The sequence below is a fragment of the Sinorhizobium chiapasense genome (assembly GCF_036488675.1).
Lineage (GTDB): Bacteria > Pseudomonadota > Alphaproteobacteria > Rhizobiales > Rhizobiaceae > Sinorhizobium > Sinorhizobium chiapasense.
The window spans coordinates 808,288-826,886 of the sequence record NZ_CP133152.1 but is presented as its reverse complement, the minus strand read 5'-3'; the positions used below and the strand labels follow the sequence as shown (position 1 = coordinate 826,886).

The following is an 18,599-nucleotide window of genomic DNA, read 5'->3' as shown; positions in this document are numbered from 1 at the left end:
GGTCAGCGCTGCAGGCTGGAGCGCTTTACCCGTGATCCAGGCTGACGACGGCGATAGCGCCGAACATCAGTCAGGCTTGCGTCGCTCGGCCGCCTGCACCGGCGTAAGCGGAGGCTGCTTGCGCCACCGCGCAAGACGGCCCTCCTCGTGACCGGCGGCAAAAAGCTTTTGCATGTAGCTACGATCGAACTCGGATTTCGGGCGCAGTGTGAACTGATCCGGGATCGATGCGTAGTAAAGCTGACCGCGGGCGGCCGTCGTCTGAAGCTGCAATCGCATGAGATCGGAAATCGCCTGATACTTGATCAACGTTTCGATCGAACGGCGGGCGATCCCGAGCGCCGTTTCTTCGGTCTCGGCGTATTCGGGCGTCAATCGCCCGTTGCGGAGCAGATAAAGCGTTCGCGAGCGGGCATGACCAAGGTAGTGCTTCTCATATCCCGAGAGCTCGATATTGGGAGGGGCGAAGAAGACCTGCGCCACTGTCCCGCCATCGACATGCAATTCTTGCCTGGCTTGACCGTCGAGCCTCACATCGATCCGAACCGGTGGGAATACCGCAGGTATGGCCGCGGACGCCAACAGGATGTCGATCATGTGTTCTCGACGATCGGTGCGTGCGCTTGCGGCGATCGCGGACAGGTCCCAAACGACGGGGCGCTGGGCGTCAATGTTGGTGGTTTGGATCAGCAGACGGCGGCCAACGCGGTATTGCGCCGCGATTTCTTCAACCATTTTCTCGGTGAGATATCGGCCGATCAATTGCCGCAACGGCCCAATGTCATAGAGACCACGGCCCATCACACCAATCAGGCCGAGATTTCGATAGATATCGCGGTCACCATACTGCGTGAAAACTTCGCGTAATTCGTTGTCATGATCCGGACCAAGAAAAGCAAAGGGGGCGGCCAGAGCGCCGGTGCTTACCCCAGTCACGACCTCGAATTGCGGTCGATTGCCTCTCTCGGTCCAGCCCGTCAGGTATCCTGCGGCAAACGCACCGTCGGCGCCCCCGCCCGATATGGCGAGAAAGTCGACATGATTGACGGCGGTGGATGGGCGACGCCCTGATCGAACTGCGGTCCGCGTCTGTGTGTACTGTTGTGCAATGAGCGAGCGCAAACTGGGCGTGACCTCGTCTCCCCAAAAACGCGCAAGGTCCACCTGCTCGATTTGCACGGCAGAGGCCTGTTCTGCCGGAACGGAGACACGCTCGGGACCGGCGACACATGCCGTCAGCAGACCGGATGCCAAAAGGAGCGGCATGATTGCGGATCGAAATCCCGGATTGCGCTCAAAAATGGTCGCTGACAACGACATCGCCCTCTGATCCCCCATCATTATCTCCAACCTAACTTGCTGATCCCCGATTTTCAGACGCGTTCGCCGCCCTCACGCGGGCTTGCCGGATATAGTCGGCGGCGTATCGTTACGGCGACCGCCAGCAAAGCTGCGTTCAATTCCAAAGCGTGGGAGGCAAACATGCTGCTTGCGAGCACGAGCGCCGCCACCACCAGGAGAAGCCAGTGCATCGAGCCGTGTTTGGACGCCCGGTCGCGAACGAGCCAAAGGGCAATAAGGTACATCGCGATCGGTATGCAGAAGGCGAGAGCGGCAAGCTGTTGCGAAACGGTCGCGTTGCGGGCAACGCTGAGAAACACCAGAAAACCGGCGGCCGTCGCCGCTCCAGCCGCAAATAGCAGACAGTGTCCGTAGGCCCAGCTCAGAACGGTGCGAGCATTGCGGCTGAGCAGCTGTTCGTGGCGGTCGAAATATAGCCCCCACATCGAAAACGCGATGATCGAACACAGGGTCGCCCACCAGAAATGCCTGAGTTCCGGCGTCGTCGGATCCACGATGATCAAGGCGATGGCGGTAAAACACTCGCCAAGGACGATGATGTTGAAAGAGTTGTGGCGATCGATGATGTGACCATGATGCCAGTTGGCGGTCCCGCGCTCGGCCAGTAGCGGTACGGCCAGCTCGCCGGCGGCGCCGAGCGCAAAGAGCGGAAAGTAGAGCGGCTCTTCAGGGGAAACGGTGATGATCAGGGTGTTCCAGTAGACCTGCATGGCGCCGATTCCGGCCGCGTATCGCAGGGCCGTCGGGCGGGCCTGCCGATCCCCATTCGCCGCGCCGAGCCAAAGGGCGATCAGGCCCAGGCGCATGATGCTGAAACCGATGAGGACGAGCCAATGGGGTTGATCGCCAAGGCCGCTTCGGATCCCGCCGGCAAGCGTAAGCGATCCGAACATGATGACCATCGTCAACACACGGAAGACGGCCGACTTGTTGTCGTAGCCCGAGGCGAACCATGTGTAGTTCGCCCAGGCCAGCCAGGCCATAAAGAAGCTGCAGGCAAACCGGATGACGCCGGGTCCGAATTCGCCGGCCTCAATGTCCTGCGCCAGTCCATGGGCGGCGGCGCCCACTGCCACGACGGTGGCAAGATCGAACATCAGTTCGAGCGAAGTCGAGCTGCGGTTGACCTCGTCGCGATCGCGCGGGGCCAGGCTGATGGCAGCTATCGCGGACAAGGCAGGCCTCCTCTCAAAGATCGCGCTTGCCGGCGTAAAACGACGGTGGCCATCATTCAGCCCGGCTTCTTCGTGTTTTGCGGTGAATAGAAAAGGCCGACGAGGAGCAACAAGAGAGCGGGCAAGAGCATTCCCGCAACGCCCACGGTGACTTGCGCAACCGCGCCTGCGGCACATCCCAGCACAAAGCCGAGCACCAGGATGATCGACGTCAGCGACTGCCCCCACTCCTCCGGCTTCTCGGTATAGCGAATGACGCGACGGACAGCGGCGACTGCGAGGCCGGCAATGTTGCCAGTCATGAGCGAAAACGGTGGGCCGAGTCTCGGGTCGAGACGCTCGATCGCCGTCAGCATTCCCATCGCGGTGACGGCGAGAAGCGCACAGGCGGACACCGGCCCGGCATCGAATATTGCCAGAAGGGCGGATGTCGCGAACGCGACTGCGGCGATGATGAGCGTCCAGAATGTCGCGCGCTCAAGAGGCTTGATCCAGGCGACCATGATCGCCGCCAATCCTGCGCCAACCATGAAGAGGGGGAACGACATGATCTGGAGACCGCGCAAGCCACCTTTCTCATGCCCAACCAGACCCAGTCCGAGGAGCACGACATTGCCAGTGACCAGCCCGACGAAAAGTCCGCCTAAGTGAATGAAGAAGAGTGCGTCGGCGAACCCGGAAATGAAGGCCAGTGCCAGCGAGTTGCTTTTCCCACGAAGTATAGTCAGCATTGTATGCCGCTCCCCTTAGTTGATTGCGCGCCTTGGCAACACGAATATCGATTGCAGCGACAACGTAACGGTCGATGCTGGTGTCGCCTGGCCTAGCCTGGCGTGAAGCGAGCGCTGATCCGCTGTGCGCCCTTGAGAACGAGTCTTGACGCGACAATGAGGATCCCTTGGTCTGTCTGGGCGACAGGCCCAGGGATCCGGTGATCCCTTACTTCGCCGGGTTCGGGCCGATGCGCTTGCCGTGATGGACACGCTCCTCGCCGCCATGGACCATCGTCACGGCATAGTCGATGCCCATGCCATAGGCGCCGGAATGCTCCTTCACCAGAGACGTGACGGCATTGTAGGTTTCCTTGCGGGCCCAGTCGCGCTGCCATTCGAGCAGAACCTGCTGCCAGGTGACCGGGATGACGCCGGCCTGGACCATGCGGTCCATAGCGTATTTGTGCGCATCGACCGAGGTGCCGCCCGAGGCGTCGGCGACCATGTAGATTTCGTATTCCGGCACATCATGGAGGGCGGAGAGCGCGAAGGTGGTGTTGCAGACTTCGGTCCACAGCCCGGAGACGACGATTTTCTTGCGGCCGTTGGCGGCATTCTTGGCCAGCGCATCGCGGACGTTCTGGTCGTCCCAGGAGTTCATCGAGGTGCGCTCGAGAATGTCGTTTTCCGGGAAGACGGCGAGCAGTTCAGGATAGGTATGGCCGGAGAAGGACATGGTCTCGACGGTGGTGATGGTCGTTGGAATGTTGAAGACCTTTGCGGCCTTGGCGAGACCGACGACGTTGTTCTTCAGCACCTGGCGATCGATCGACTGGACGCCGAAGGCCATCTGCGGCTGCTGGTCGATGAAGATAAGCTGGCTGTTCTGCGGGGTCAGGACTTCGAGTTTGCTGGACATGGGGTCTCCGTTCTTTGAGTTGGTTGGGAAGCAGGGGGGTGGTCCCTAGTCTTCGCCGGCCTGTAGTGAACTTGTAGCGGGGCGGATTGCGCCGATGAAGTGCAATAACTATTTCGACTGAATTGCGATTTTTACAACAATCGAAATGAGTGACCCCGCAGCAAGGTCTTTCGTGAGTAAAGCGTCCGACAACGCACAGGGAACGGGTCGGACGCCGTGCGGGACCTGAAAAGTGCCTGGCGTTCAGATGAACGCCAGGCACTCTAGCGCTTTGATTTCAGAGCGTCTTTCCGCTTCCACAGCACCCGCTGAAAGCGGACGCCCTGGTTCATCATCGGATCCCCCGCCACTTGAAGTTGTTGAACGCAGTCCGGGCTACGCCCTTGTAATAGGCGCCGCGCTTCGGCGCCGGATGATTCACAACCAGCTTTGCCCAGGAGGGGCGGGGCTTGCCCTTTGATGAGACGCGATCATCGCCGAGTGCGGCCGACGAAGCGATCAGGATGGAGACTGCCGCGATCGCGGCAGTTCTGGTCATGTTTTTCATTCCTGGTTCCTTTGGGAAAGTTGTGACTGACGACCTTGCCTTCACACGGCCCAGCATGAGCAGCCGAGTGCGCCGAAGAAGCCCTTGAGATCGGCGATCGGCAACTTCGACGTCCAGGCGCCGGCATGGTCGTGGCCGTGCACGCCGCAATTGTTGGCGCAGCCGCACGAGGTGATTGCCGTGTGCCGGAGTGAGTTCTTGCCGGCACCTTCCGGTTCGCCCCAGGCGGCATAACCGCCGAAGGTCCGGACCGGCGACCAGTCCGGCATGGCTGGAGGAACGTCGTTTTCATCCAGTGCCCTGAAGTCGCCGGCACTATAGACGATCTTGCCGCCGACCATGGTTAGGTCCGACGTTAGGAAGGAGATCTCGTCCTCGGCGCAGGCGAAGAAATCCTTGTTTGGCACGATCAAATCGGCAAACTGGCCCTTCTCGATGCGGCCCTTTTTACCCTCCTCGTTGGAGAACCATGTGACCTTTTCCGTCCACATTCTGAGCGCCGTCTCGCGGTCGAGGCAATTGGCGCGGGGATAAAGCTGCATGCCGCCGACCGTCTTGCCGGTAATCATCCACGAGAGCGAGACCCAGGGATTGTAGGAGGCGACACGGGTTGCATCCGTGCCGGCGGAAACGTTGACACCCTTTTCAAGCATTCGGGCGATCGGCGGCGTTGCCTCGGCAACGCCGTGACCGTAGCGCTCGACGAAATATTCGCCCTGATAGGCCATACGGTGCTGGGTGGCGATGCCACCGCCCAGCGCCGCGATCCGGTCGATCGAGCGGTCGGAGATCGTCTCGGCATGGTCGAAGAACCAATTCAGCCCTTCGAGCGGGATATCCTTGTCGACCTTCTCGAACACGTCGAGAGCCCGGGAGATCGTCTCGTCGTAGGTGGCGTGCAGGCGCCAGGGCCAGCGGTTTTCGGCAAGAACGCGGACGACCTCTTCCAGTTCGCCTTCCATCTCCGGCGCCATCTCCGGACGCGGCTGGCGGAAATCCTCGAAATCGGCAGCGGAGAACACCAACATCTCGCCCGCACCGTTATGCCGGAAATAATCGTTGCCCTGTTTGTATTTGACTGAGGACGTCCACTTCAGGAAGTCATCCTTCTCCTGCTGCGGCTTCTGGGTGAAGAGATTGTAGGCGAGCCGCACCGTCATCTTGCCGTCGTCGGCGAGCTTCTGGATGACCTCGTAATCGTCGGGATAGTTCTGGAAGCCACCGCCGGCATCGATGACGCCGGTGACACCCAGCCGATTAAGCTCGCGCATGAAATGCCGGGTCGAGTTGACCTGATAGTCGAGCGGCAACTTCGGGCCCTTGGCGAGCGTCGAGTAGAGAATGCCGGCGTTCGGCTTGGCCAGCAGCAGGCCGGTCGGGTTGCCACTGGCGTCGCGGGTGATCTCGCCGCCCGGCGGGTTCGGTGTATCCTTGGTGTAGCCGACGGCCCGCAGTGCGGCGGCATTGAGCAGCGCCCGGTCGTAGAGATGCAGCAGGAAGACCGGCGTATCGGGGGCGACGGCATTGATCTCTTCGATCGTCGGTAGGCGCTTTTCGGCGAACTGGTGCTCGGTAAAGCCGCCCACGACACGCACCCATTGCGGCGCCGGCGTGATTGCCACCTGGCGCTTCAGCATGCCCATGGCATCGGCGAGCGAGCGTACGCCATCCCAGCGCAGTTCCATGTTGTAGTTCAATCCGCCGCGCACGACGTGGGTGTGGTTGTCGATCAGGCCCGGCAGGACGCGCTTGCCCTTCAGGTCGACGATCTTCGTGTCGGGACCGGCCAGCGCCATGATCTCGCCATCGGTGCCAACATCCAGAAACATACCATCCTTGATGGCGATCGCCGTAGCGTTGGGATTGACGCGGTCAAGCGTTGTAACGCGGCCACTATGGAGGATCAAGTCGGGGTGCATGGTGTCTGCTCCAGTCTGGTGGGGATCGGCGGCATTGGCCGGAGAGAAGAGGTGCGAAAATGCCAGGCTAGATGCCCCGCCGAGAAAGGTTCGACGCGTGGTCATCAGCCCCGCTCCTCTTGCGTTTGTGCCCGATGAGCAATCTCGACGGAATCTCCCCCCTTCGGCATATGACCAAACACGTGGGGCTTGACCTGGTTGAGCCAGGAAATCGCCGCCGGCTCCTTACTCCAAAGCGATTTCGCAAGCGGAATGATTTGTTCGCCGACCAGAATGCCAAGCAGACCGACCAGTGCAACGACCGGTGGTGCGGGTGAGCGGACGTTCAGAAGACTGTAGACAATGCCTACGAGAAGACCCGCGCCAAGAGACAGAAGATAGACTTTCATGGAAACCATCCTTGATGGGCATAAGGCCGCTCCGATAACGGGCTATCGGAGCGGCATGATTAAATCTTACTTTGCCGGGTTCGGGCCGATGCGCTTGCCGTGAGTGACGCGCTCCGGGGCCTTGTGGACGTGGGTATAGGCATAGTCGATACCCATGCCGTAAGCGCCCGAATGCTCCTTCACCAGGGTCGTGACGGCATCATAGGTCTCGCGGCGAGCCCAATCGCGCTGCCATTCCAGCAGTACCTGCTGCCAGGTTACCGGGATCACGCCGGCTTGAACCATGCGGTCCATCGCATATTTGTGAGCATCGGAAGACGTGCCACCGGATGCATCTGCGACCATATAAATCTCGTAATCCGGCACATCGCGAAGAGCCGAAAGGGCGAAGGTCGTGTTGCAGACTTCGGTCCAAAGGCCAGCTACAACGATCTTCTTGCGGCCGGTCGCGGCGTTTTTCGCCAGCGCATCGCGGACGTTCTGATCGTCCCAGGAATTCATCGAGCTGCGCTCGAGAATGTCTTTCTCCGGATAAACCGCCAGAAGCTCCGGGAAAGTGTTGCCGGAGAAGCTTTCCGTCTCAACAGTCGTGATCGTGGTCGGAATCCCAAAGATCTTGGCGGCCTTGGCGAGACCCACGACGTTGTTCTTTAACGTCTGGCGGTCAATCGACTGGACGCCGAAAGCCATCTGCGGCTGCTGGTCGATGAAGATGAGCTGGCTGTTTGCCGGGGTCAGAACTTCGAGCTTGGACATGGTAGCTTCCTCTTTGGTGGTTTCGACCGCGGATGCGGCCGAATTCGAACTGATATTCTCTTGCTGGCAGGGTGTCGGCTGGAGCCTAAAGGGTCGAGAGTGTGCGGAGGCCCCTGCCGATCGCGCCACTTTCGCTCCTCTTGGCTACTGAAAGGAAATCTAAGCCTCTCAATTCGGGGCGTATATTGCAATTTTAATTCTGATTATATTGCAGAAATCGCAACAATCATGACCTTATGAACCTCTGTGGTGTTAGCATCAGGTGTCGTACCGAAGCTTCGAACTTCGCCAAGGATTGTTCAAAGGGATGTTCACGTCTTGCTTAAAAGTCCGCTGTTTTGGCGCATAAGCTATTTTTTTGAAGTCGCCGGAATTTCAGGCGGTAAAGGACTGCGAAGTGGCGCCAGTCAGATTTTAGAAAACGTGATGCCGCAAGTGCGATGAATGTTGGTGGCTGGATCCATGTGATAGTCTCGCGGCCAAGTCGATCAAGCACATGCGCCGATGCACTTGGCTGTCCGGCGTCATCACAAGTTGCGTCGTACCGCCCCTGGTGTGATCCCAACAGCGCTAGTAAACACACGAGTGAAGTGGCTTTGGTCAGCGAAGCCGCAGGAAATCGCAACATGGGAGAGTGGTTCATCGGAGGTAAGCAGCAGCATTCGCGCGCGTGCCACGCGCTCTTTGAGCAACCATTGATACGGCGTCATACCCGTATTTTCTCGAAAGGATTGAATGAAATATCCGCGCGATAGATTGCACGCGCGCGCGACGTCCATAATTGCGATATTTCCATCCAAATTTTCTAGGAGAAGTTCTTTAGCGAGCCTCTCGTGAGATCGTGATAGTCCCTTCGGACGCATAGACAGCGTTGATCTCGTCCCTCCATAGCGCTGTGCGATGTGAGCGCCGATGGCTGTTGTCAGCTGATCCATAAACAGGTTTGTAGCTTGAGCCGGCTTCTTGATTGCTGGCGCAAGTGCCCGCACTAGATTTGCCAATATTCGATCGGACGAACCGACCCGCGTTGCGAGCGACGTTACGCGACCAAGATCGGCATCTTCGGCGATGCGAGCTAAAGCCTCCACCGTGAACTCCAGAAGTATGAAATCGAAAGGTCCAATCAGGTCGGCCTTGTAGGGGTCTGCAAGGTTGCGGATGTATATTGAATCTCGTTTGAAGAAATGCGTCGTGGAGCTGTGCTCATGGAAAATCCGCCGCGAGTGACCGGGTAGCATAGCCACTCCAACAACAAAGCCGCGATCGCGTCCTGGGGTTGCAATCTGTTTTATAGCGGTTTCGCATGTTGCCTTCCTGAAAACGGAGACATTCGCGGCGAAATAAGCCAGATCCTTGTCGAGCCAATCGGACCTACAGCCGAACTTGTCTACTTTCGAGGGCGAAACTTCAGATACGTCAACACTCTGTCCCAACACGTTCTTCTTCCTTGATCTCCAGTTTCATCTTGGCGCTGAGCAGACGGTTCACCGGTAACCGGCCATCGCGGTAAAGGGCGATGAAGCGCCGAATATCCCGGACGGGCACGCAAGTGCCGATGTAACTGCCCTTGAGCGTCCGTTCCTCGCCGACGAGCTGGACGACGTTCACTGGCAGGGCGGCGGCCGGCGGCAAACCCGCGGTGACGGTGGTGCCCCCGCGTCTGGTCATGCTGAAGGCGTTTTCAAGAGCGCGAACGGATCCGCGGCCATCTCGACGGAATAGTCGGCACCGCCGGAGGTGGCCTCACGAACCTGTTCGACGGCATCTTCATCGCGTCCGTATACGACCGCGGTCGCGCCAAGCTCGCTCGCAAGGGCGAGGTTTTCTGCGGAAAGGCCTACGGCGATGATCTTGCTGGCGCCTGCCGCCCGTGCGCCGAGGACCGCGGCAAGGCCGACGCCGCCAAGCCCAATGACAACGGCGGTCGAGCCTGCCTTGACTTGCGCCGTGTTCCCGACAGCGCCAACGCCCGTCAGAACCGCGCAACCGAAAAGCGCCGCCTCCACGAATGGTAGATCTCGGTCGATCTTGACCAGGGAATTGCGCGACACGACGGCGTTTGCGGTAAATGCGGATACACCGAGGTGATGGTGCACAGTCTGGCCGCGATAGTTCAGCCGGGTGGCGGCGCCAAGAAGCGAGCCTTTGGCATTGGCAACGGCGCCAGGTTCGCACAGGGCGGGTCTGCCTTCCGCGCAGGGCCGGCAATGTCCGCAGCTCGGCATGAAGACCATCACCACATGGTCGCCGGGCTGGAGATCGCCCACACCGTCTCCCAGCGCCTCGACAACGCCTGCCGCTTCATGCCCTAGTGCCATCGGCATCGAACGGGGCCTGTCGCCGTTGATGACGGAGAAATCGGAATGGCAGAGGCCGGCGCAAGGATGCGGACGACGACTTCGCCGGGACCGGCGGAGAAAGCTCTATTTCCTCTATCGCAAAGCGGCTCGTTGGTGGCGTACGGGCGAGACACATTCATTTGTCGCAACACTGCTGCTTTGACCTGCATTGGTCCCTCCATGCATGGAACTGGTTCATGAATACATCCCATCGGTAGCAGGGATAATATGCGTAACCGCATCAACTGTTATGAATTCAATTCACCAATCTCAGGCGCGCCGAGCCTCGACCACACGATCCTTAGGACACGCAACGAATCCACCTAATCAGTAGCTTTCGATAGGAAGCGCGCCGAACTTACTGGCGAGCCGCGCAGCGGGTCGCCACAGTTTTGGCAACGCGGTTGGCTATCCGAAGGACGTGGTCAACGGCGATGCGAGACTGCTCCGGGGTGAGGAGGCCGCTGGCGTATTCCGGGATCATGAAGAGGAGGAGCGCAGTTTCACGAAAGGCTTCACGTGGATTGGTGCGATCAGCCGTACATCATGGCCGCGACTTTGAGCGAGCTAACCCCAGAAGTGAGAGGTGGTACAGGCTTCTATCGCCATGATGCAAGGTGGCTGCTCACTCAGAAACTGCTGTAATCGCTCCCGCGGAAGGAGCCGTTGAATAGAACCGCACGGGCGCCATCTGTTGCGCAGACCTAAGGTCCGCTTTGCGAGGTCGATCGCAACGATATGCGCTGCAGTCGTCTGCCTTTCCCTCGTGAGCGCCACACGGCGCCGAGCAGGCATCATACGTCGATGCCGGCCGAAGGGGCATCCCCGCCATCAGTTCATTGCGTTGGACATGTGCTCACGAATGAAATCTTTTTTGTGAAATGAAGACTACAAAAGGGAGTCAGCATTTTGCGGGTAGGCTGATCGAGAAAATTCAGCGATCTTGAAAGGTTCTGGGTTTCGTGTAACTGCGGCATCACAGACCGAACGTATTCACGTCGCATCCTTCTGGGTCACACTCGATCACTCCGAGAAACAGGCCCAATTCACGCACGGCCATGCGAAGCCGTCGATTGATCTCCTCTCCACGCAGGTGGCCATTTTCGAAGTCGGCCGCCGTTGCGTAGACTGCTGTTGGAAGAATTTGCGCCCTAAAGAAGCTGAATAGCGGCCTGAGCAGGTGCTCAAGCATCAGGGTGTGCCGTCTTCCGCCCCAGTTGCACAGAGCATAAGCGGCTTGGCATGAAGAGCGTCCGGCTCAAGCAAGTCGTAATGCTTGAACAAGCCACGATAACTCCCTTTGTAGGTCGGGGTGCCAACAATGAAGATATCGGCGTCGAGGATCTCGGAAACGACGTGACTGACGATTGAGTCCAGTGCTTGCAAATTGAACGCCTGGCCAAGAGACGGTCCAACATCGACGAGATCGTAGACGCGCGCGCCCAGCCGATACGTCGCCGCTGCGAGTTGCGTGGCGTCTTCGACCAGCCACCGGGTGTGCGACGGACGATTGTGCGATCCTGCGATTCCGACTATTTTCGGCCTGCTGATTCTTTCCCATCCATCGCCCCGAACGAAATCTGGGCCGGCAGGCCGCGCCCGGATGGTCGTGGCATGAGCGGCGTCATCGGTATCCGTGCAGACAAGGACGATATCATTGGATGCTCGATATGGGCGATGCCGCGAACCAGCCGAAGCTGGTCGCGAGCACCGAGGCCGGCGACGCGATCGCGCAGGCGACCGCTGCCGCGTTTCGTCTGTGAAAAGAAAAGCCGGATCCGCGGCTCGTATGAGCCGAACATGCGTGCCGGCATTCTCGTCGGCACCCCCCCAACCCGCAGGACCAAGATTCGCAAAACTGTCAGCGTGACCTTAGGGATATCTTCAGGAACGACAGGAACACATCACGGGATTGGCTCCCATGTTTGGTCCTTACCGACATATTCTACCAGGAAGTCTATGAACGCGCGGATGCGGGCCGCGAGATGCTCGTGCCCAGCGAAAACGGCATGAATCAATTCGATGTCTTCAGGATTATAGTCCTCCAAGACTGGAACCAATAAACCTGCGTCGATGTCCGGCTGAACATGGAATTGGCCCACGCGACCCAAGCCGCTACCGGCAAGACAGAGTCGGCGCATGATCATGCCACTGTTGACCGAGCTGTTGCCGGAAACAGGGAGGCGATAGATCTCTGTTGATCCTGGATTCCGGAACGGCCACTCGTTGAGGCTGCGCCGGAAGTTGAAACTGAAGCAATTGTGGCTTGCAAGATCCCCAGGCGCTTCTGGTATGCCGTGCGTTTCGAGGTAGGACGGAGAAGCGACGATGACCCGTCGACTCTCCAAAAGTTTCCGTGCTTTCAGCGATGAGTCGTCCATTGCGCCGGAGCGGATGGCGATATCTGTACGCTCTTCAATCAGTCCTATGATGCCATCAGTCAGCGAAATATCGAGTTGAACTTCGGGATAGAGGTCCAGGAACGCTGGTACCAAGGGGAGGAGATAACGTTCACCAAAGCCAACGGAAGCGTTAACCCGAAGCAACCCCCTCGGCATCAATTTTTCACCGCCTGCAACAATCTGCTCGGTTTCTGCGATCTCTGCCAGAATTCGCCGGGCTCTCAACAAATAGACTTCGCCTTCCGGCGTCAGCGTCATTGTCCGTGTTGAACGCACGAGCAGACGTGTTCCGAGCCGGTCCTCGATCCGGGTGATGAGCTTGCTGACCGCCGATGGGGAGAGCCTCAACCGCCGTCCTGCAGCCGAAAAACTCTGCAATTCCGCAGCACTTACAAATACTTCCATTTCACCAGCGCGATTGTCCATCTGCCCCATCCTGTGAATTCAATTCAAAGGAATTTATCCAGCACTCCTAATTATCACGCAAGCTCTCTTTGACCATTTTGCGTTCACCAATCACTCCACCGGACAGCGCGGCTGTCTCCAACGCCCTCGACCGGATGTCGAGGGAGAGGAATCTGTCATGCCTTTAGCAATTTTTGCCTTGACGATTGCGGCCTACGCGACCGGCACTACCGAGTTCGTGATCGTCGGGCTTTTGCCGACGGTTGCGAACGACCTCAACATCACCCTGCCGCTCGCCGGCCTCATCGTCAGCGTCTATGCGCTCGGCGTCACCTTCGGCGCGCCGATCCTGACGGCGCTGACCGGCAAGATCGAAAGAAAGCCGCTGCTGCTCGGCTTGATGGGCCCTGTTCATCGTCGGCAATACGGTCGCAGCCCTGTCGCCGAGTTATGAGCTTCTGCTTATCGCCCGCGTCCTTGCCGCCTTCGCCCACGGCGTCTTCTTCTCCGTCGGCTCGACCACCGCCGACCTCGTGCCGGAGAACCGCCGTGCCTCGGCCATCGCCATGATGTTCATGGGCCTGACCGTCGCCATCGTCACCGGCGTGCCGATCGGGACCTATATCGGTCAGCTCTTCGGCTGGCGTGCGACCTTCTGGGCCGTTGCCGCGCTTGGCGTCATCGCCTTTATCGCCATTGCCGCCCTTTTGCCGCACAATTTGAAGAAAGCGCCGCCGGCAAGCCTGCTCGACCAGGTCCGCGTCCTCGGCTCCGGCCGTCTGCTGATCGTCTTCGCCATGACCGCGCTCGGTTACGGTGGCACTTTCGTCGCCTTCACTTTCCTGGCGCCGATCCTGCAGGAAATTACTGGTTTTTCCGAGCAAAGCGTCAGCCTGATCCTTGTGCTTTACGGCATCGCCATCGCCATCGGCAACATCGCCGGCGGTAAGATCGCCAATCATAACCCGGTCAAGGCGCTCGTCGGTCTGTTCATCCTGCAGGCCATCGTGCTCGTCATCCTGTCATTTACCGCGGCTTCCCCGGTCCTGGCGATCATCACCCTCGCGGCACTCGGCTTCCTTCAGTTCGGCAACGTGCCGGGCCTGCAGCTCTACGTAGTGAAGCTTGCCAAGGAACACCGTCCGGGCGCCGTCGACGTCGCCTCGGCTCTCAACATCGCCGCCTTCAACCTCGGTATCGCAATCGGCGCTTGGCTCGGTGGTCTGGTCGTCGAATCGCCGCTGGGTCTCGGGGCGACCCCCTGGGTCGGCGCCATCCTTGTTGTCGTCGCGCTGTTCCTGACCATGTGGAGCGGCGCCCTCGATCGCCGTGCGGCTCCGGTCCTGAAGGCCGCCTAATGTCTGGCAGGCCCGGCGCGATCAGCGTCGGGCCTGCCCAATCAAGCCTCATCCCGGAGAATTCTCATGTCTACGTTCAACGCAGGCCAGTTCTTTGCGCTCGACCGCATCCGCAAGCCGGAAGGCGGCCTGACGCTCGGCGTCGAGCTTCCGCTCGACAACGACTGGTCCCCGGAGCGGGAAGGGCTGCGCGTAAAGGAAGGCCGTCCCTTCGGTGTTCCCGATCTCACTCACTATCCCGATCTCGTGCGCCAGGTCGACCGTTCCGGTTTCGCCGCCGTCTGGATGCGCGACGTGCCGGTGTTCGATCCGAACAATTTCGGCGATGCCGGCTCCGTCTACGATCCGTTCGTCAATCTTGGGTTCCTCGCCGGAATTACCGAGAATATAGCCCTGGGCACGGCAGCCGTCGTTCTGCCGCTGCGTCATCCGATGATGGTCGCCAAGGCGGCCGCTTCCGTCGACAAGCTGTCGGGCGGGCGCCTGATCCTCGGCGTCGCATCCGGCGACCGGCCGGTGGAATATCCGCTGCTCGGTCTTGACTTTGAGGGCCGCGGCGAAGCCTTCCGCGGCGCCGTCTCCTATCTGCGCGATGCCTGGAAGACCGGTGGTCTGCCGCTTGGCGACGGCCGGATCGAACCAAGCCTCGACCTGCTGCCGAAGCCGCAGCAGCCCCAGATCCCAATGATCATCGCCGGGCAGGGCCGCCAGTCGCCGGACTGGATCGCCGCCAACATGCAGGGGCGGTTCGTCTATCCTAACGGGGTGGAGCGGCTCGCCGCCCAGGCGCGCGACTGGACCACTGCCCGCAAAGCCCTCGGCCTGCCGCGCGGCGCTTTCGTCAGCGCCTTCCACCTCGATCTGGCCGACGATCCAGACGATCAGCCAACGCCGCGCCGCTTCGGTGCCCGTACTGGGCGCAACGCCTTCATCGACCACCTGCATGCGCTGGAGGACGCCGGCGTCGACCATCTTGCACTTCTGCTGCGGCCTTCGCGGCGGCCGCTCAACGAGGTGATCGACGAATTGTCGCGCGATGTCCTGCCTGCCCTCAACCGCCAATCCTCCCCAGCGAAGACCGCTGCGGAATAACCAAGGAGCAACCAATGCATAATGTAACCGCCAATGGCGCCACCATTCCGGCCCTCGGCTTCGGCACCTTCCGCGTACCTGGCGCCGACGTGCTCAGGATCGTTCCCCATGCCGTGAAGGTTGGTTTCCGCCATGTCGATACCGCGCAGATCTATGGCAATGAAGCGGAAGTCGGCGAAGCCATCGTCAACTCCGGCGTGGCTCGTGGCGATATCTTCCTGACCACCAAGGTCTGGGTCGAGAACTACGGGCACGACGCCTTCATCAAGTCCGTCGATGAGAGCCTGAAGAAGCTGAAGACCGATTATGTCGACCTGCTGCTGCTGCACTGGCCGAACGAAGCGGTTTCGCTTGCCGAGCAGATCGGCGCGCTGAACGAGGTGAAGCAAGCCGGCAAGGTCCGCCATATCGGCGTTTCCAACTTCAACACCGACTTGATGGCCGAGTCGGTCAAGCTCTCGCAGGCCCCGATCGTCACCAACCAGATCGAGTACCATCCCTATCTGAATCAGGATGTTGTGATTGCAGCTGCGAAGAAGGCTGGCATGTCGATCACTGGCTACTACGGCATGGCCGACGGCAAGGTCTTTAACGACTCCGTCCTCAAGGACATTGGCGCCAAGCACGGCAAGTCGGTCGCGCAAGTGGTTCTGCGCTGGCTTGTTCAGCAGGAGGGCGTCATCGCGCTGTCCAAGACGGTCGGCGAGGCCCGCGCCGCCGAAAACTTCGCGATTTTCGACTTCGCACTCTCGGCCGATGAAATGGCCGCCATCCATGCACTGGCTGTTCCCGGCGGCCGCATCGTGTCGCCGGACGGCCTAGCGCCGGTATGGGACAAGGCTGCCTGATATCCGGAGGGGAGGGGCGTCCGCCTCTCCCTTCATTTTCTCAACCCCTGATCGTCAATGGAAATATCCCCAATGTTCGCATTTCCCTTTGCAGGCCGAACCTTTGAAGTCGACTATGGCGATCTCGTCGCCACCAACGCCTATTCCGGCGAAAAGAACAGCCTCACCTATGAGATCACCGACGGCCCGCTCAAGGGCGCCACTGCGGGAGTCGCCTTTGAATGGAAGGAACTCGACGGTGGCACCTACGTCATTTCCTGGCAGGAAGCCGACGGCTCGACCGTCGTGCATGTCGACAATTTCGAGAGGGGCTCTTCGCTGACCTTCTTCACCACCCCGCAATCGGATTTCTACCGGCTTTCCGGAACGCTACGTCCGCTCGCGGACCAGAAGTGATTACCTGGCGGGTGTACCGACGCAGGCGACCTCTCTCCGTTGGAAGAATCCTTTGGCCCAACGAACCGCGGATCAGTCATCGACTTTGTTGGCAACTTAAAAGCGCGAAGTGGGAGGTGAATCAATCGGTGCATAGCGACTCCACTTCGGAGCCGCAAAAAGATGAGGAACACGAAATGTCGGGAAAGACGTTGATGTCACGGCGGCAATTGCTGCTGAACTCAGGCATATCCGTTATCGGGCTGAGCCTATTGCCGGCGTTTCCTGGATCGGCCCTGGCGGTTGCTTCCATGAGTGATACCCTCTCTGGTTTTATGTCTTTTTGCCGGTGTCGCTCGGTATTTAATTAAGAGAATGCTGTACCAATAATTTCAATCGGGGGAGCGGGAAAAAGATGGGGGTAAGAATTTGGGTGTAACCAGAACCCTTTTCAGAAGGGGTACTGGTGGATGGCGCAATTGAAGATGAATGTCTTGGTCGAGTTGGTTGGGTTGAATGGCGTTCGACAACGTCGGGAACTGGCAGTTGTCGAGCGCATGGTCGAGGGAGCGCGGTTCGACGATTTCGGCCTATCCCTGGAGGAGGGCAAGGCAATACAACGCCGTCTGCAAGAGGAGCTTACGCAGTTTCAGGTGGATCAAGCCAGCCAGCACGATCGGAAATGTCACGACTGCGATCGCCTTCACGGAATTCATGATTATCGATCTCGTACGGTCTACTCGCTCTTCGGCATTTGCCGCTTGCGCGTCCCTCGGTTCCGCAGTTGTGCCTGCGGAAAGACAACAACATCGGGCTCGAGCATCGAGACCTTGTTGAAGGGCAGAGCAACACCGGAATTGGAGCGAGTCCAGGCGGAACTCGGCTCCCGGCTGTCATTTCGAGAGGCTGCCCGGGTGCTCGATCTCTTTGTGCCGACCGCGCGACCACACAATCATCGGACCGTCAGCAACCGGCTCGCCAAGGTTGCCGATCAGATTGAAAAGTGGGACGCCGCTAGCCCCTATCGCATCAGCCGAGCCGGCAAATCCACCATTTCCGTTTTCATTGACGGCGCCTACATCCGAGCAGTACCCGGATATCAAAGTCGGCACTTCGAAATCGCGATGGGGCGCGTTGTTTCATCGGGACGGCCACCCCGTCAGTTCGCGGCCGCGCCGAATGTCGCCACCGGCAAGCGCGACGCGGTTCGTGCGGCGCTGCGAGCGCAGGGATGGATGCCTGGCCGAGACGTTACTGTCTTCAGCGACGGAGATGTTGGACTGCAAGGTATTGTGCTCACCGCAACACGGCAGCCTGTAACCCACATCCTTGACTGGTTCCATCTGTCGATGCGGCTTCGGCACATCGAACAGGCTTGGGAAGGCCTCAGGCATATCGGCGATTTGAACATCTACCTTCGGGACATTGCCCTTCATGTGCCGAGGCTTCGGCATCTTCTCTGGAGCGGCTATCTGGAGGAGACGACGCGAGCCGTGAAGAACATGCTCTACCAGCTGGAGCAGCACGCTCGGCTTCAGGACACCAGCCATAAGCTCAAGCGTCTGTCCGTATTGATTAGCAATCTCCAGACCTATTTGGTCCAGAACGCAAGGTCCATTGTCGATTACTGCCGCCGATATTGGTCAGGGCAGCCGATATCGACGCCAACAGCCTCGTCAATGCCCGCATGAACAAGAAGCGTCAGATGCGCTGGTCTCCGGTGGGTGCTCATCGTGTCCTTCAAGTCCGTGCCGCCGTGGCCGACGGCCGGCTCAAACAAGCTAGGCTTGCTCTTGCCGCTTGACCCCCGTCTTTTCCCGCTCCCGTGGCGCACCTGCGGGCACAAGGCGAAATTGTCCCAGACGATCTCTTGACCCATACCTCACCGGTCGGATGGGAGCACATCGCCTTCTCCGGCGATTTCCTTTGGGATCGTGCCGCGAGGGCAACCGACCGGAAACCGCTCAACCTGGCTGGAAAACAGCGAGCAGCGTGACAGC

At 59.5% G+C, this 18,599-nt stretch carries 15 protein-coding genes and 4 pseudogenes; 6 read left to right on the top strand and 13 right to left on the bottom strand.

From position 1 onward, the window contains the following. Window positions 1-66 precede the first annotated feature (66 nt). The 13 genes and pseudogenes from RB548_RS28515 to RB548_RS28450 form a co-directional block, all read right to left on the bottom strand. The gene (locus RB548_RS28515; RefSeq protein ID WP_331375103.1) at window positions 67-1,266 is read right to left on the bottom strand and encodes a patatin-like phospholipase family protein; all 1,200 of its coding nucleotides are present in this window, start codon (window positions 1,264-1,266) and stop codon (window positions 67-69) included. Window positions 1,267-1,373: 107 nt separating this feature from the next. After that, window positions 1,374-2,537: a low temperature requirement protein A gene (locus tag RB548_RS28510; protein ID WP_331375102.1), complete on the bottom strand. Its 1,164-nt coding sequence runs from the start codon at window positions 2,535-2,537 to the stop codon at window positions 1,374-1,376. Between the two features lie 56 nt (window positions 2,538-2,593). Then, entirely contained in the window at window positions 2,594-3,268 is a 675-nt protein-coding gene (locus RB548_RS28505; protein WP_331375101.1) for a YoaK family protein, read from the bottom strand. 208 nt (window positions 3,269-3,476) lie between these two features. Beyond that, window positions 3,477-4,169 (bottom strand): hydrolase, encoded by a 693-nt coding sequence (locus RB548_RS28500; protein WP_331375100.1) that lies wholly within the window; start codon window positions 4,167-4,169, stop codon window positions 3,477-3,479. 331 nt (window positions 4,170-4,500) lie between these two features. Next, on the bottom strand, window positions 4,501-4,707 hold the full coding sequence (locus RB548_RS28495) for a hypothetical protein (RefSeq protein WP_331375099.1): 207 nt from the start codon (window positions 4,705-4,707) through the stop codon (window positions 4,501-4,503). A 50-nt stretch (window positions 4,708-4,757) separates the two neighbouring features. Further along, entirely contained in the window at window positions 4,758-6,740 is a 1,983-nt protein-coding gene (locus tag RB548_RS28490; protein ID WP_331375098.1) for an amidohydrolase, read from the bottom strand. Further along, window positions 6,740-7,024 carry a XapX domain-containing protein gene (locus tag RB548_RS28485; RefSeq protein WP_331375097.1) on the bottom strand — a complete coding sequence of 95 codons (285 nt, stop codon included), beginning with the start codon at window positions 7,022-7,024 and terminating at the stop codon, window positions 6,740-6,742. Before RB548_RS28485 ends, RB548_RS28490 begins: the two co-directional genes overlap by 1 nt. 66 nt (window positions 7,025-7,090) lie before the next feature. After that, window positions 7,091-7,780 carry a hydrolase gene (locus RB548_RS28480; protein WP_331375772.1) on the bottom strand — a complete coding sequence of 230 codons (690 nt, stop codon included), beginning with the start codon at window positions 7,778-7,780 and terminating at the stop codon, window positions 7,091-7,093. 527 nt (window positions 7,781-8,307) lie between these two features. Next, window positions 8,308-9,213 (bottom strand): AraC family transcriptional regulator, encoded by a 906-nt coding sequence (locus RB548_RS28475; RefSeq protein WP_331375771.1) that lies wholly within the window; start codon window positions 9,211-9,213, stop codon window positions 8,308-8,310. Beyond that, on the bottom strand, window positions 9,197-9,448 hold the full coding sequence (locus RB548_RS32315; RefSeq protein WP_408642463.1) for an MDR/zinc-dependent alcohol dehydrogenase-like family protein: 252 nt from the start codon (window positions 9,446-9,448) through the stop codon (window positions 9,197-9,199). The genes RB548_RS28475 and RB548_RS32315 overlap by 17 nt, the downstream gene beginning before the upstream one ends. Then, on the bottom strand, window positions 9,445-10,104 hold the full coding sequence (locus tag RB548_RS32310) for a zinc-binding dehydrogenase (RefSeq protein ID WP_408642462.1): 660 nt from the start codon (window positions 10,102-10,104) through the stop codon (window positions 9,445-9,447). The genes RB548_RS32315 and RB548_RS32310 overlap by 4 nt, the downstream gene beginning before the upstream one ends. 991 nt (window positions 10,105-11,095) lie before the next feature. Further along, window positions 11,096-11,670 (bottom strand): annotated as a pseudogene (locus RB548_RS32305) (NADPH-dependent FMN reductase). Window positions 11,671-12,023: 353 nt separating this feature from the next. Beyond that, the gene (locus tag RB548_RS28450; RefSeq protein ID WP_331377095.1) at window positions 12,024-12,947 is read right to left on the bottom strand and encodes a LysR substrate-binding domain-containing protein; all 924 of its coding nucleotides are present in this window, start codon (window positions 12,945-12,947) and stop codon (window positions 12,024-12,026) included. Between the two features lie 157 nt (window positions 12,948-13,104). Between RB548_RS28450 and RB548_RS28445 the strand changes: the two are divergent. The 6 genes and pseudogenes from RB548_RS28445 to RB548_RS28420 form a co-directional block, all read left to right on the top strand. Continuing rightward, a pseudogene (locus tag RB548_RS28445) lies at window positions 13,105-14,284 on the top strand (MFS transporter). A 66-nt stretch (window positions 14,285-14,350) separates the two neighbouring features. Next, the gene (locus RB548_RS28440) at window positions 14,351-15,376 is read left to right on the top strand and encodes an LLM class oxidoreductase (protein WP_331377094.1); all 1,026 of its coding nucleotides are present in this window, start codon (window positions 14,351-14,353) and stop codon (window positions 15,374-15,376) included. A 14-nt stretch (window positions 15,377-15,390) separates the two neighbouring features. Continuing rightward, on the top strand, window positions 15,391-16,224 hold the full coding sequence (locus tag RB548_RS28435; RefSeq protein WP_331377093.1) for an aldo/keto reductase: 834 nt from the start codon (window positions 15,391-15,393) through the stop codon (window positions 16,222-16,224). A gap of 72 nt (window positions 16,225-16,296) precedes the next feature. Next, window positions 16,297-16,620 (top strand): MoaF-related domain-containing protein, encoded by a 324-nt coding sequence (locus tag RB548_RS28430; RefSeq protein WP_331377092.1) that lies wholly within the window; start codon window positions 16,297-16,299, stop codon window positions 16,618-16,620. 449 nt (window positions 16,621-17,069) lie between these two features. Next, window positions 17,070-18,403: pseudogene (locus tag RB548_RS28425) on the top strand (ISKra4 family transposase). A 21-nt stretch (window positions 18,404-18,424) separates the two neighbouring features. Further along, window positions 18,425-18,595 (top strand): annotated as a pseudogene (locus RB548_RS28420) (Tn3 family transposase); the annotation flags it as partial. Window positions 18,596-18,599: the final 4 nt, after the last annotated feature.

Excerpts from the sequence above, each read along its gene's own strand:
- RB548_RS28515 (WP_331375103.1), bottom strand. The coding sequence starts at position 1,266 with ATGCCGCTCCTTTTGGCATCCGGTCTGCTGACGGCATGTGTCGCCGGT.
- RB548_RS28505 (WP_331375101.1), bottom strand. The coding sequence starts at position 3,268 with ATGCTGACTATACTTCGTGGGAAAAGCAACTCGCTGGCACTGGCCTTC.
- RB548_RS28500 (WP_331375100.1), bottom strand. The coding sequence starts at position 4,169 with ATGTCCAGCAAACTCGAAGTCCTGACCCCGCAGAACAGCCAGCTTATC.
- RB548_RS28495 (WP_331375099.1), bottom strand. The coding sequence starts at position 4,707 with ATGACCAGAACTGCCGCGATCGCGGCAGTCTCCATCCTGATCGCTTCG.
- RB548_RS28490 (WP_331375098.1), bottom strand. The coding sequence starts at position 6,740 with ATGACCACGCGTCGAACCTTTCTCGGCGGGGCATCTAGCCTGGCATTT.
- RB548_RS28485 (WP_331375097.1), bottom strand. The coding sequence starts at position 7,024 with ATGAAAGTCTATCTTCTGTCTCTTGGCGCGGGTCTTCTCGTAGGCATT.
- RB548_RS28480 (WP_331375772.1), bottom strand. The coding sequence starts at position 7,780 with ATGTCCAAGCTCGAAGTTCTGACCCCGGCAAACAGCCAGCTCATCTTC.
- RB548_RS32315 (WP_408642463.1), bottom strand. The coding sequence starts at position 9,448 with ATGACCAGACGCGGGGGCACCACCGTCACCGCGGGTTTGCCGCCGGCC.
- RB548_RS32310 (WP_408642462.1), bottom strand. The coding sequence starts at position 10,104 with ATGCCGATGGCACTAGGGCATGAAGCGGCAGGCGTTGTCGAGGCGCTG.
- RB548_RS28450 (WP_331377095.1), bottom strand. The coding sequence starts at position 12,947 with ATGGACAATCGCGCTGGTGAAATGGAAGTATTTGTAAGTGCTGCGGAA.
- RB548_RS28440 (WP_331377094.1), top strand. The coding sequence starts at position 14,351 with ATGTCTACGTTCAACGCAGGCCAGTTCTTTGCGCTCGACCGCATCCGC.
- RB548_RS28435 (WP_331377093.1), top strand. The coding sequence starts at position 15,391 with ATGCATAATGTAACCGCCAATGGCGCCACCATTCCGGCCCTCGGCTTC.
- RB548_RS28430 (WP_331377092.1), top strand. The coding sequence starts at position 16,297 with ATGTTCGCATTTCCCTTTGCAGGCCGAACCTTTGAAGTCGACTATGGC.